At 36.7% G+C, this 13,222-nt stretch carries 11 protein-coding genes and 4 tRNA genes; all 15 read left to right on the plus strand.

What is annotated here, in order from left to right; all coding sequences use genetic code 11:
• The first annotated feature begins 174 nt into the window (after nucleotides 1-174).
• Nucleotides 175-2,148 (plus strand): DHH family phosphoesterase, encoded by a 1,974-nt coding sequence (locus tag AB1280_RS18225; protein WP_429756584.1) that lies wholly within the window; start codon nucleotides 175-177, stop codon nucleotides 2,146-2,148.
• On the plus strand, nucleotides 2,145-2,591 hold the full coding sequence (gene rplI, locus AB1280_RS18230; protein ID WP_429756585.1) for a 50S ribosomal protein L9: 447 nt from the start codon (nucleotides 2,145-2,147) through the stop codon (nucleotides 2,589-2,591). The genes AB1280_RS18225 and rplI overlap by 4 nt, the downstream gene beginning before the upstream one ends.
• 27 nt (nucleotides 2,592-2,618) lie before the next feature.
• Nucleotides 2,619-3,980: a replicative DNA helicase gene (dnaB, locus tag AB1280_RS18235; RefSeq protein WP_429756586.1), complete on the plus strand. Its 1,362-nt coding sequence runs from the start codon at nucleotides 2,619-2,621 to the stop codon at nucleotides 3,978-3,980.
• A 214-nt stretch (nucleotides 3,981-4,194) separates the two neighbouring features.
• On the plus strand, nucleotides 4,195-5,484 hold the full coding sequence (locus AB1280_RS18240) for an adenylosuccinate synthase (RefSeq protein ID WP_272190465.1): 1,290 nt from the start codon (nucleotides 4,195-4,197) through the stop codon (nucleotides 5,482-5,484).
• A gap of 162 nt (nucleotides 5,485-5,646) precedes the next feature.
• A tRNA-Lys gene (locus AB1280_RS18245) sits at nucleotides 5,647-5,722 on the plus strand.
• A gap of 13 nt (nucleotides 5,723-5,735) precedes the next feature.
• Nucleotides 5,736-5,807: transfer RNA gene (locus tag AB1280_RS18250), tRNA-Glu, on the plus strand.
• Nucleotides 5,808-5,828: 21 nt separating this feature from the next.
• Nucleotides 5,829-5,904, plus strand: a tRNA-Asp gene (locus AB1280_RS18255).
• Nucleotides 5,905-5,947: 43 nt separating this feature from the next.
• Nucleotides 5,948-6,020: transfer RNA gene (locus AB1280_RS18260), tRNA-Phe, on the plus strand.
• Nucleotides 6,021-6,180: 160 nt separating this feature from the next.
• The gene (walR, locus tag AB1280_RS18265; RefSeq protein ID WP_272190464.1) at nucleotides 6,181-6,888 is read left to right on the plus strand and encodes a cell wall metabolism DNA-binding response regulator WalR; all 708 of its coding nucleotides are present in this window, start codon (nucleotides 6,181-6,183) and stop codon (nucleotides 6,886-6,888) included.
• 4 nt (nucleotides 6,889-6,892) lie between these two features.
• Nucleotides 6,893-8,740 (plus strand): cell wall metabolism sensor histidine kinase WalK, encoded by a 1,848-nt coding sequence (gene walK, locus AB1280_RS18270; protein ID WP_272190463.1) that lies wholly within the window; start codon nucleotides 6,893-6,895, stop codon nucleotides 8,738-8,740.
• Nucleotides 8,737-10,074 carry a YycH family regulatory protein gene (locus AB1280_RS18275; protein ID WP_429756587.1) on the plus strand — a complete coding sequence of 446 codons (1,338 nt, stop codon included), beginning with the start codon at nucleotides 8,737-8,739 and terminating at the stop codon, nucleotides 10,072-10,074. Before walK ends, AB1280_RS18275 begins: the two co-directional genes overlap by 4 nt.
• Complete coding sequence (locus tag AB1280_RS18280) at nucleotides 10,061-10,879, plus strand: two-component system regulatory protein YycI (RefSeq protein ID WP_429756588.1); 819 nt, start codon at nucleotides 10,061-10,063, stop codon at nucleotides 10,877-10,879. The genes AB1280_RS18275 and AB1280_RS18280 overlap by 14 nt, the downstream gene beginning before the upstream one ends.
• On the plus strand, nucleotides 10,876-11,670 hold the full coding sequence (locus AB1280_RS18285; protein ID WP_272190461.1) for an MBL fold metallo-hydrolase: 795 nt from the start codon (nucleotides 10,876-10,878) through the stop codon (nucleotides 11,668-11,670). Before AB1280_RS18280 ends, AB1280_RS18285 begins: the two co-directional genes overlap by 4 nt.
• A gap of 63 nt (nucleotides 11,671-11,733) precedes the next feature.
• A complete protein-coding gene (locus AB1280_RS18290; RefSeq protein ID WP_429756589.1) occupies nucleotides 11,734-12,927 on the plus strand; it encodes a S1C family serine protease in 1,194 nt (397 codons plus the stop codon).
• Nucleotides 12,928-12,980: 53 nt separating this feature from the next.
• A complete protein-coding gene (locus tag AB1280_RS18295) occupies nucleotides 12,981-13,166 on the plus strand; it encodes a CxxH/CxxC protein (protein WP_272190459.1) in 186 nt (61 codons plus the stop codon).
• Nucleotides 13,167-13,222 lie beyond the last annotated feature (56 nt).

The raw sequence follows: 13,222 nt of genomic DNA on the forward strand, positions 1-13,222 counted from the left end.
ATTTGAAAAAAAGTGCTTTTATAAGGCTTTTTTGTAACGAAACATAGAAATCGAAGCTTTTATCCTAAACGGTCAGGCTTTGATCGTCTAGGATAAGTGTAGCTGACTCGACTGAACATCAGTAGAGGATAAAAACTTAACTGATGGAAGTTTCACTTTATAGGAGTTGTATATATGCCTGAATTTTATAAGAAACAGCGGTTTCTATATCCTGTTTATGTATTGGCGTTTTTAGCATTTTTACTCATTACCATTCTTCTTTATTTTCATTGGATGACAGGGATGATTTCCTTTGTTGTTTTTTGTATTGTCTTATTTTTCGTTATTAAATTTGAACTTGCATTTCAAAAAAGTGTTGAAAAGTATACGAATGATACGATTACAAGGGTAAAAAAAGTAAGTAATGAGGCTTTCAATCAAATGCCGATTGGAATTTTACTATATAATAAGGATTACGGGATTGACTGGGCAAATCCATATTTATCTTCTTGTTTAGGACAACATTCTTTAGCTGGATGGCACTTGTATGATCTATCAGAAACCTTGCTTTTATTTACAAAAGGGGAAACAGCTAATGATATTGTATCTTTAAACAATCGGAAATTTCGTGTATTTGCGAGGAAAGAAGAGAAGTTAATCTATTTCTTTGATGTAACAGAGCAAACAGAAATTGAGAAAATGTATGAAGACCAAAGGACGGTACTTGCTGTTATCTATTTAGATAACTACGATGAAGTAACACAAGGATTAGATGATCAATTGCGTACAAATATTACAAGTCATGTTACATCTTTGCTAAATGAATGGGCTGTGAAGCATGGGGCGTATTTGAAGCGAGCTTCATCGGAACGATACTTCGTTGTATTAAATGAAAGTATTTTAATGCAGATGGAGAAAGGGAAATTTGATATTTTAGATCAAGTACGTGAAGAGACGTCTAAACGAAATATTCCTCTTACTCTTAGTATTGGTGTTGGTTCTGGTGATTTATCATTAGTAGAACTTGGAGCTATGGCGCAATCTGGTCTCGATTTAGCGCTTGGTCGGGGTGGAGATCAAGTGACTATTAAACAAGCGACAGGGAAAGTAAAGTTTTATGGCGGGAAAACGAATCCTGTAGAAAAACGTACTCGTGTACGTGCACGCGTGATTTCTCATGCTTTAAAAGATCTTGTGTTAGAAAGTAGCAATATCATTATTATGGGGCACCGAGCGCCGGATATGGATGCAATCGGAGCAGCAATTGGGATTTTAAAAGTAACACAACTGAATGAGCGCGAAGGATATATCGTATTAGATGAAAATGATTCTGATAAAGGGATTAAGCGTTTAATGGACGAAGTTAAGCAGCACGAAGAATTATGGTCGCGCTTTATTACACCGCAGCAGGCTCTTGAATTTGCGAATGATGATTCGCTTCTGGTTGTAGTAGATACGCATAAACCATCTATGGTTATGGAAAGGAAGTTACTTGATAAGATTGAAAATGTTGTTGTAATTGATCACCATCGCCGCGGTGAGGACTTCATTGAAGATCCGTTGCTTGTTTATATGGAGCCTTATGCATCATCTACAGCAGAACTTGTAACAGAGCTGTTGGAATATCAGCCTAAGCGTTTGAAAATGAATATGCTAGAGGCAACAGCTTTACTAGCAGGTATTATAGTGGATACGAAGAGTTTTACATTCCGCACTGGAGCACGTACGTTTGATGCAGCTTCCTATCTTCGTTCTCATGGAGCGGATACTATATTGGTACAAAAGTTATTAAAAGAAGATATGGCCCATTATTTACAAATTGCAAAAACAATTCGAAATGCGTACATTTATAAAAATGGTATTGCAATTGCAAAGGTAGATGGTGATGGGTTTTATGATCAAGTATTAATCGCCCAATCAGCTGATACATTACTTACAATGACAGGAGTGGTTGCTTCTTTCGTGATTGCGCAGCGCAGTGAAAGTGTGATTGGAATTAGTGGACGTTCATTAGGGGAAGTAAATGTACAGCTTGTTATGGAGAATTTAGGCGGGGGCGGTCATTTAACGAATGCGGCAACGCAAATACAAGACATATCAATTGATGAAGCAGAAATGAACTTACAATCTGTTATAAATGAGTATTTAGAGGGAGGAATACAATTATGAAAGTAATCTTTTTAAAAGACGTAAAAGGTAAAGGGAAAAAAGGGGAAACAAAAAACGTACCAGATGGTTATGCGAATAACTTTTTATTAAAGCAAGGACTTGCAATTGAAGCGACAAATGCAAATGTGAAAACATTAGATGCGAAAAAGCGTAAAGAAGAAAAAGATGCAGAATTAGAGCTTGAAAAATGCAAAGAATTAAAAGAAACTCTAGAAAAGTTAACAGTAGAATTAAAAGCAAAATCTGGTGAAGGTGGCCGTTTATTTGGTTCTATTACAAGTAAACAAATTGTAGATAACTTACAAAAAATGCATAATATTAAACTTGATAAACGTAAATTTGAAATGGACGATGCGATTCGTGCATTAGGATATACGAACGTTATTGTGAAATTACATCCACAAGTAACGGCAACAGTAAAAGTGCATGTTACTGAACAATAAACAAAAGATTGAAGAGGAGGTTTGCGTATGAGTGACGTATTTGCTGATCGTACCCCTCCGCATAATATTGAGGCCGAACAAGCCGTATTAGGAGCTATTTTTCTCGACCAAGAAGCGTTAACATCAGCTTCGGAAATGCTAATGCCAGAAGACTTCTATCGAACGGCGCATCAAAAAATTTATCAGATGATGCTTGATCTTTCTGATAAAGGAGAGCCCATTGATTTAGTTACCGCAACAGCAGCACTTGCTGATCAAAATTTGTTAGAAGAAATTGGCGGTGTTTCTTATTTAGCTGAACTAGCGGAAGCTGTACCGACGGCTGCCAATGTAGAATATTATGCACGTATTATCGCGGAAAAATCGATTTTGCGTCGGCTTATTCGGACAGCAACGCATATTGTGTCGGATGGTTATGAACGAGAAGATGATGTTGAGAGCCTATTAAATGAAGCTGAGAAAAAAATATTAGAAGTATCTCAGCGTACGAATACAAAAGGTTTTCAAAACATTAAAGATGTCCTTGTAGCAGCTTACGATAAAATTGAATTACTGCATAATCAAAAAGGTGAAGTTACAGGAATTCCAACTGGTTTTACCGAGTTAGATCGTATGACAGCGGGTTTCCAGCGCAATGATTTAATTATTGTAGCGGCGCGTCCATCTGTAGGGAAAACAGCATTTTCTTTAAATATTGCTCAAAACGTTGCGACGAAAACGGACGAAAACGTTGCGATTTTTAGTTTGGAGATGGGTGCTGACCAGCTTGTTATGCGTATGCTTTGTGCAGAAGGAAATATTGATGCACAGCGTCTTCGTACAGGGACTTTAACTTCAGAAGACTGGGCGAAACTAACGATGGCAATGGGAAGTCTTTCAAATGCAGGTATTTTTATTGATGATACGCCAGGTATTCGTGTTAGTGAAATTCGAGCAAAGTGCAGACGTTTAAAACAAGAACATGGTCTTGGAATGATTCTAATTGATTATTTGCAGCTTATTCAGGGTAGCGGGAAATCTGGCGAAAACCGTCAGCAAGAAGTATCAGAGATTTCTCGTACACTAAAAGGACTTGCGCGTGAACTAGAAGTTCCAGTTATTGCTTTATCTCAGCTTTCTCGTGGTGTAGAATCTCGCCAAGATAAGCGTCCGATGATGTCGGATATTCGTGAATCAGGAAGTATTGAGCAAGATGCTGATATAGTAGCATTCTTATATCGTGAAGATTACTATGACCGAGAAACAGAAAATAAAAATACAATTGAAATTATTATTGCTAAGCAGCGTAATGGTCCAGTAGGTTCAGTTGAACTGGCGTTTGTGAAGGAATTTAACAAATTCGTAAACTTAGAACGGCGCTTTGATGATGGGCATGCACCGTCGGCATAGTGAGAGTATAAAAAAGAAGCACATTTCTTATAATAAAATGTGTTTCTTTTTTTGTTTGTAAAAAATCATGCTTTACATAGGTAAGGAGAAATTCTTACGAACGAAAAAGATAAAAGAGAAAAAAATGTTCGTTTTTAAATTGACTTCTCTTTGCATTTTGGTACAATTATATTGTTTGAAAAGTTCGTTTGAAAATTTCGGAGGTGCTTGAATAATGTCTTCAGTAGTAGTTGTAGGAACACAGTGGGGCGATGAAGGAAAAGGTAAAATTACTGATTTTCTTTCTGAGCATGCGGAAGTAGTTGCAAGATATCAAGGTGGAAATAACGCTGGGCATACAATTGTTTTTGGCGGAGTTAAATATAAATTACACTTAATTCCATCTGGTATTTTCTATAAAGAAAAAATTTGTGTAATCGGAAACGGTATGGTAGTAGATCCGAAAGCATTACTTGTAGAGTTAAAATACTTACACGATCGTGGTGTAAGCACTGATAACTTACGTATTAGTAACCGTGCACACGTTATCTTACCTTATCACTTAAAACAAGATGAGTTAGAAGAAGAGAGTAAAGGCGATAACAAAATCGGTACTACGAAAAAAGGTATCGGTCCTGCATATATGGATAAAGCTGCTCGTATTGGTATCCGTATGGCTGATTTATTAGATCGTGAAGCATTTAAAGAAAAGCTTGAACGCAGTTTAGCAGAGAAAAATCGTTTATTTGAAAAAATGTACGATACAGAAGGTTTCAGTGTAGAAGAAATCTTTGAGGAGTACTTCGAATATGGACAACAAATCGCACAATATGTATGCGATACATCTGTTGTATTAAATGATGCATTAGATGACAACCGTCGCGTATTATTTGAAGGTGCACAAGGTGTTATGCTTGATATTGACCATGGTACGTACCCATTCGTTACATCTTCTAACCCAGTTGCTGGTGGTGTGACAATCGGATCTGGTGTTGGTCCTTCAAAAGTTAATCGTGTAGTAGGTGTGTGTAAAGCATATACAAGCCGTGTTGGTGACGGTCCATTCCCTACTGAACTTCATGATGAAATTGGTCATCAAATTCGTGAAGTTGGTCGTGAATATGGTACAACAACAGGTCGTCCACGCCGCGTAGGTTGGTTTGATAGTGTTGTTGTAAGACATGCACGTCGTGTTAGTGGTTTAACGGATTTATCATTAAACTCTATCGATGTATTAACGGGTATTCCAACTGTTAAAATCTGTGTTGCTTACAAATACAACGGAGAAGTTTTAGATGAAGTTCCAGCAAACTTAAACATTTTAGCAAAATGTGAGCCTGTTTACGAAGAGCTTCCAGGTTGGACGGAAGATATTACTGGTGTAAGGTCATTAGATGAGCTTCCTGAAAATGCAAGAAAATATGTAGAGCGTGTTTCTGAATTAACAGGAATTCAATTATCTATGTTCTCAGTTGGTCCAGACCGTAGCCAAACAAATATTGTTCGTAACGTATACGGTATCTAATCTTGTCTTTTTCTTAAAAATACGGTATATTAAAAAAGAACCCACATTAAATGGGTTCTTTTTTCACGTTTTTATAAAAAATTTTAAAAAAGTATTGCAAAAAGAAAACATTTCATGATATTATAAATCCTGTCGTCACGAAAACATGACATTGGTGAACACGAGCCATTAGCTCAGTTGGTAGAGCATCTGACTTTTAATCAGAGGGTCGAAGGTTCGAGTCCTTCATGGCTCACCATTTTTATTTTCGTGGCCCGTTGGTCAAGTGGTTAAGACACCGCCCTTTCACGGCGGTAACACGGGTTCGAATCCCGTACGGGTCACTTCTTTATATAGTATGTTTTGGTCCCGTGGTGTAGTGGTTAACATGCCTGCCTGTCACGCAGGAGATCGCCGGTTCGACCCCGGTCGGGACCGCCACTTTTGTTTAATACCACAATTAGTGGTTTTATATATATGTTTTGGCTCGGTAGCTCAGTCGGTAGAGCAGAGGACTGAAAATCCTCGTGTCGGCGGTTCGATTCCGTCCCGAGCCACTTCCAGGATATTAAGTGGGCCCGCTTAATATCCTTTTTATATTGTGCAATTTTACAAATGGGATTAGTTCTTTTAAAATAGAATGAAAGGAAGCCTCTAGCATTTGAAGCTAGAGGTTTTTCTGTAAGGAAGGCATTAAATGTTTAGGAGGAAACTAATATGATGGGAAAGAAAATTTTAATCGTTGATGATGAAAAACCAATTGCAGATATTTTAAAGTTTAATTTAGAAAAAGAAGGTTTTGAAATTGTAATGGCTCATGATGGTGATGAAGCTATTGAAAAAGCAAATGAAGAACAACCAGATATGGTTTTATTAGATATTATGTTACCGGGAAAAGATGGTTTAGAAGTTTGTCGTGAAATACGAAAAAACTATGAAATGCCAATTATTATGCTAACAGCAAAAGACTCTGAAATTGATAAAGTTCTTGGATTAGAACTGGGGGCAGATGACTATGTAACAAAGCCGTTTAGTACACGTGAATTATTAGCACGAGTAAAAGCGAATTTACGTCGTCATCAACAAGGAGGGGCAGCTGAAAAAGAAGAAAATGCAGAGATGGTTATTGGTCCAATTGTGATTAACCCAAATGCATATAGTGTAACAAAACGCGAGGAAAATATTGAGTTAACACATCGCGAATTTGAATTACTTCATTATTTAGCGAAGCATCTAGGACAAGTTATGACGCGTGAACATTTATTACAAACCGTTTGGGGCTATGATTATTTTGGTGATGTGCGTACAGTAGATGTAACGGTTCGTCGTTTACGTGAGAAAATTGAAGATAATCCAAGTCATCCGACTTTAATTGTAACAAGACGTGGTGTGGGATATTACTTACGCGATCCAGAGCAGGAGTAATATTATGAAGAAAGTTGGTTTTTTTCAGTCTATTCACTTAAAGTTCGTATTAATTTACATGCTATTAATTTTAATGGCAATGCAAATTATTGGTGTCTATTTCGTTCGAGAGTTAGAGAAAAATCTTGTGAAGAGTTTTAAAGAATCATTAACACAACGAACGAACTTACTTGCTTACAATTTAAAGCAGGAATTTGCAAAAGAAAGAGATAAAACAAAAGATTCTACCCTTGAAGAAGCACTTAAGACGAGTATAGAAGATTTTGCTTCTGATCGAAAAGCAGACATCCAAGAGGTTCGCGTCATTGATGAGAATAGTCGTGTGTTAGCAACATCAAATCAACATAATCAAGGTATTGTCGGAAAAAAAACAACGGATTTATTGGTAAAGCGAGCTTTAGTGCAAGAAAAACCTGTTGAAAAACTGGAAATAGACCGTAATACAGGAAATCGTGTGCAGGTTGTTGCTACTCCAATCAAGGTGCCCATCCAAGCAAATAATGATAAACCTTGTGTAATCTATATCGTTGCTTCTATGGAAGATGTTTATAAACAAATGAAGCTCATTAATCAAATCTTTGCAACGGGAACAGTTATCGCATTATTAGTAACAGCTGTGCTAGGTATTTTATTAGCACAAACCATTACAAGACCAATTTCAGATATGCGAAAGCAAGCTATTGAAATGGCAAAGGGAAATTACTCTCGTAAAGTAAAAGTGCATGGTAATGACGAAATTGGTCAATTAGCATTGGCATTTAATAACTTATCAAAGAAGTTGCAACAAGCCCGTTCTTCTACAGAGAGCGAGAGAAGGAAGCTTTCGTCTGTATTATCTCATATGACAGATGGAGTAATTGCGACGGATCGAAAAGGAGATATTATCTTATTAAATGATCCGGCAGAAAAAATGCTCAACGTTTCACGTGAAACGGCATTAGATCAATCAATTTTAGAAATATTAGGCATCCAAGAAGATTACACATTAGAGAACTTATATGAAGAACCAGACTCAGTTATATTAGATTTTAGTACAAGAGATGAGCCATATATTTTACGAGCTAGCTTTTCTATTATTCAAAAAGACAATGGAAAGGTAAATGGTTTCATCGCTGTACTATATGATGTGACAGAACAGGAACGAATTGAGGGGGAACGTCGTGAATTTGTGGCAAACGTTTCTCATGAACTACGTACACCATTAACAACGATGCGAAGCTATTTGGAAGCATTGGGTGAAGGGGCGTGGCAAGATCCGAATATTGCACCGCAGTTCTTACAGGTAACACAAGAAGAAACGGAGCGAATGATTCGACTTGTTAACGCATTGCTACAACTTTCAAAATTAGATAGTACAGAATATCGTTTAATGAAAGAATGGGTAGACTTTACACAATTCTTTAGTAATATCATTGATCGTTTTGAAATGTCGAAAGAGCAGAATGTATCGTTTAAACGTTCATTTTCTAAGAGAACACGTTTTATTGAGATCGATGAAGATAAAATTACACAAGTTCTTTATAATATTATTTCAAATGCATTAAAGTATTCTCCAGAAGGTGGAACAATAACATATCGTTTACGGGAAAGAGAAGATATGTTAGAAATAAGCGTTAGCGACCAAGGAATGGGGATTCCGAAAGAGAACGTAGATAAGATTTTTGAACGTTTCTATCGCGTTGATAAAGCGCGTTCACGTAAATTGGGCGGAACAGGATTAGGTCTAGCAATTGCCAAGGAAATGATTCAAGCTCATGGCGGTTCCATTTGGGCAAAAAGCGAAGAAGGAAAAGGGACAACTATTTATTTCACGCTTCCAATGGAAAAGGAAGAAGAGGATGACTGGGAATGAATATTGAGAAATTAAAATCAGTCTTGCTAATTAACTTAGTTGTTATTAGTATATTTCTTACTTTTAATTTATGGACCTATGTACCTGATTCTAGTAAGTTGCAAAATGCGAAATATTTACAAGATAATACAGAAGGAGAACAGAAGAGCCTTGCAAATGTAATTTTGCCTTCTGTAGTTCTTTTTCATAAAGAGAATACGCATCTTGGAAGCGAAAATATGGATAGCATTGACCCGTTATATAAGTTGCTTGAAAGAGGAGAATTGTCCGACTTTAAAGATATATCAAATGATATCCCAAAACAGCAATTCTTCTCCTTTATTCGTGGTAAAAACAAGATTGAAATGATTTTTCCTACACATATACCATTGGATTCTACGAGAGGCGTTTTTTCCATTAAAGAAAAAATCCCAGAGTCATATAGCTTTAATCGTATAATGATTGATTTACAAAAAAGTCGGGATGGTAATATTCCTGTATATTTCATTTCATATGAACATCACAAGGTATATCATATGGTATTAAAAGGAGTTATGCTTCGAGAGCTTGAAACGGCACGTGATCAATTTGCAGCTAGTGCGAGGGATTACTCTCAATACGCACTAAGTGAAACGAGAGAGATATTTTTACCAGATACGAAAACGGATATGCAGAGTATGGGGTATTTAGTAAGTGACATATCCGAGGATGTATTTATAAATGCACTATTTACAGATCCTCGTTATGTAAAAAAAGTATCTGATGAACGTGAAAACACATATACAGATGGAATTCGCCTCATGCAGGTAGTAAAGAAAAAGCAAATGTTACAGTACACAAATTCAGCTGTATCAGAACAAGCAAATATATCTGGAAATGCGCTTGTTCAACGTAGTTTTGATTTTATTAATGGTCATGGTGGTTTAACAGATGCTTATCGTTTTGAATATATGAACCCTAGAAAAAGACAAACAACGTATCGTTTATATGTTGATAGCTTACCTGTATTTAACGAAAATGGCATGGCAACGTTAGAAGAAGTATGGGGGGGAGAAGAATTAATTTCCTATAAGCGTCCATTGTTTAAGCTATCATGGAAATATGGTGATGATCAAACAATCTCTCTTGCGGATGGTAAGACTGTTATACAATCCCTGGGGAAAAATGAAAATGTGGATATGAAATTAATTCAGGATATTCGATTAGGTTATAAGCTTACACCGGAGTCAGGGACAGATGGGAAAAATATTGCTGCAGTAAATTTAAAACCTATTTGGTATGTTGTGTACGGTGAAGACAATAAAGTTCAAGAGTGGTGTGAAGAGAAGGGGGGAGAGCTCATTGGATTGGAATAGGATTAAAACAATTTTTATTGTTACCTTTTTCATTTTAGATCTCTTCCTCGTCTTTCAGTTTGTAGACAAAAAAGATAGTAGCCAACTTGATTATACGACGGAAACGAATATTGAAGAACAAATGAAGGCAGATAAAATTACAGCTGAGAATTTTCCGAAAGAACCGACGAAAGATACGTATATTATGGCGAAAAATAGAGTTTTTTCCGATGAAGATATACATTCTTTAAAAAATCAAACGGTGTCTCTACAAGAGACAAATACACTTGTAAGTAAGCTTAAAGAGCCATTTTGGAATGCAAAAACAACAGCAAGTGATAATTATAGTGAATTTCTACGTTCTTATGTAATTGATGGACAAAAATACAGTGCTGCAGGAAAAGTGGAAGGATCGAGAGTGTATTTTTTTCAAAAATATAAGGATAAACCACTTTTTTATAATCAACATGGGATGATTGTTGCTGAACTAAATGAAAAGAAGGAAATTGTATCGTATACGCAAACAATGCTGTATGAATTTAAAGAGATGGGAGATCGAAATAAAGAGTTGGATATTATTTCTGCCCGAAATGCATTAGAAACGTTATATACGAAAACTGAATTGAAACAAGGGATTCATATAAAAGGAGCAAAATTAGGCTATGCAACAGTGGTAGCTCCTTCTTCCTCAAATGTACAAGTTCTTGTTCCAACCTGGAATTTGTATACAGACAAAATGGACTACTTTGTAAATGCAATAGAAGGACAAATTATTCAATTAGGTAAGGACAACAAGGAAATTGAGCAATGGAGTGAGGCTAAATGAGTTTGCATTTTAGTGTACTCGCAAGCGGCAGTACGGGAAATGCGCTGTATGTAGGGACAGAACGTGAAAAATTATTAGTAGACGCGGGATTGAGTGGGAAAGCAATGGAAGCGTTGTTTCACCAAGCCGAATTAGATATAAATAGTATATCTGGTATTCTTGTCACACATGAACATAGTGATCATATTAAAGGGCTAGGTGTGTTGGCTCGTAAGTATCATTTACCTGTTTATGCAAATGAGAAAACATGGAATGCAATGGAGCACTTAATTGGCAATATTTCAACGGAGCAAAAATTTGTTTTCTCGACTGGAGAAGTGAAAACATTTGGAGATATTGAAGTGGAATCATTTGGCGTTTCACATGACGCTGCGGAGCCAATGTTTTATGCGTTTCATCATAACGGAAGAAAATTAGCGCTTATTACAGATACTGGGTATGTTAGCGACCGAATGAAAGGGATTATTAAGGGAGCCAATGCTTTTGTGTTTGAGAGTAATCACGACGTTGAAATGCTCCGAATGGGACGTTATCCATGGAGTGTTAAACGAAGAATTTTAAGTGATGTAGGGCATGTTTGTAATGAAGATGCAGCTCTAGCAATGACTGATGTAATTACTGATGAAACAAAGCATATTTATTTGGCTCACCTTAGTTTAGATAACAATATGAAAGAACTTGCTCGTATGTCTGTTGCGCAAGTGCTTGAAGAAAGAGGACTTGCTGTAGGAGAAGCGTTCCAGCTGCACGATACTGATCCGAAAGCGCCAACTAAAATTCAATACGTATAATTCTTCATTTTGGTAAACAATAAAGGAAAATAGAGATGCTTTCGGAAGGTTAGGTGAGCAAACATGTCCTTTATTGATGAAGAAGATATGCAAATGAAACGAAAAAGAAAGCAAAAGCATAAACATATTTTTATTTCTGGTGTAGCGGGAACAGTCATTGGTGCTACATTATTTGCTTTTGCTATTCCAACGTTTTCGAAATTAGGTTGGACTACAATAAGAGAAACAGAGGCGAGTGAAGAGAAACAGTATATAGCACAGTCTACTCCTCAGGTTGCGAATACCGGAGATGGTTTTGTTAAGGCTGTTGACCGCGCTTCAGAAGCAGTTGTTGGTATTATTAACATTCAGCGTGATAATTTTTCAGAAGCAGATTCAGAAGCAGGAACAGGGTCTGGTGTGATTTATAAGAAAGAAAATGGACACGCGTACATTGTAACGAATAATCATGTCGTAGCAGGAGCAAATCGCATTGAAGTAAGTTTGAGCGATGGAAAAAAAGTTCCTGGAAAAATTTTAGGAACCGATGTTGTAACAGATTTAGCTGTCGTACAAATTGATGAAAAATATGCGAAAAAGATTATTAATCTTGGTGATTCTACGAAAGTTAAACGTGGTGAAGCTGCACTTGCAATCGGAAATCCACTAGGTTTACAATTTTCAGGTACTGTAACACAAGGGATTATTTCAGCCAATGAACGCATTGTACCGGTTGATTTAGATCAAGATGGACATTATGATTGGCAAGTAGAAGTATTGCAGACAGATGCTGCGATTAATCCTGGTAATAGTGGTGGGGCTCTTGTAAATGAAGCAGGGCAACTTATTGGCATTAACTCCATGAAAATTGCTGCAAAAGAGGTAGAGGGAATTGGACTTGCAATTCCTGTTGCAAGAGCTGTCCCTGTGATGAATGAGCTCGAAAAGTATGGGAAAGTAAGACGGCCTTATGTTGGAGTTGAGCTTAGATCTTTAAATGAAATTCCTACTTATTATTGGGATAAAACATTGCATATCCCAGCTAATGTAACGGAAGGTGTATGTATTTTAGATGTAAAAAGTCCATCGCCAGGTAACGATGCTGGTTTACATGAATATGATGTCATTGTAGCGGTTGATGGAAAAACAGTCCAGGATATTATTGCATTCCGAAAAATTCTATACAATAAGAAAATTGACGATAAGATGACGATTACATATTATCGTGGTGCAAAACGAGTAACAACAACTGTAAAATTAGGCAGTCAGCAGTATTAAAACAGGAGGCGGCCCCCTCCTGTTTTCTATTGTGGATAAGTGAGGTGAAAATTATGAAGTTACCTTGTTGTTTAGAACATGTAGAGTTGGCGCTAGATATCATTGTGGATGAATGTGAAGTAGCTCCAGTTATCCACAATGTGGATAATGCAGAAGACGAGAAAAAAATATGTGAATTTTGTCAAAATAAGGCGATATATGTTGTGTCGAACACAGATTCCCACACAATATGTGGATGATGCATGTGGATATGTGGATAACTTCTGTGGATAATGTGTTTGTAAAGTGGGGAGTA

Origin of the sequence: Bacillus sp. S10(2024), assembly GCF_050473865.1 — a bacterium.
GTDB lineage: Bacteria > Bacillota > Bacilli > Bacillales > Bacillaceae_G > Bacillus_A.

Coding starts and splice junctions, on each gene's coding strand:
- AB1280_RS18225 (WP_429756584.1), top strand. CDS start 175: ATGCCTGAATTTTATAAGAAACAGCGGTTTCTATATCCTGTTTATGTA.
- rplI (WP_429756585.1), top strand. CDS start 2,145: ATGAAAGTAATCTTTTTAAAAGACGTAAAAGGTAAAGGGAAAAAAGGG.
- dnaB (WP_429756586.1), top strand. CDS start 2,619: ATGAGTGACGTATTTGCTGATCGTACCCCTCCGCATAATATTGAGGCC.
- AB1280_RS18240 (WP_272190465.1), top strand. CDS start 4,195: ATGTCTTCAGTAGTAGTTGTAGGAACACAGTGGGGCGATGAAGGAAAA.
- walR (WP_272190464.1), top strand. CDS start 6,181: ATGATGGGAAAGAAAATTTTAATCGTTGATGATGAAAAACCAATTGCA.
- walK (WP_272190463.1), top strand. CDS start 6,893: ATGAAGAAAGTTGGTTTTTTTCAGTCTATTCACTTAAAGTTCGTATTA.
- AB1280_RS18275 (WP_429756587.1), top strand. CDS start 8,737: ATGAATATTGAGAAATTAAAATCAGTCTTGCTAATTAACTTAGTTGTT.
- AB1280_RS18285 (WP_272190461.1), top strand. CDS start 10,876: ATGAGTTTGCATTTTAGTGTACTCGCAAGCGGCAGTACGGGAAATGCG.
- AB1280_RS18290 (WP_429756589.1), top strand. CDS start 11,734: ATGTCCTTTATTGATGAAGAAGATATGCAAATGAAACGAAAAAGAAAG.
- AB1280_RS18295 (WP_272190459.1), top strand. CDS start 12,981: ATGAAGTTACCTTGTTGTTTAGAACATGTAGAGTTGGCGCTAGATATC.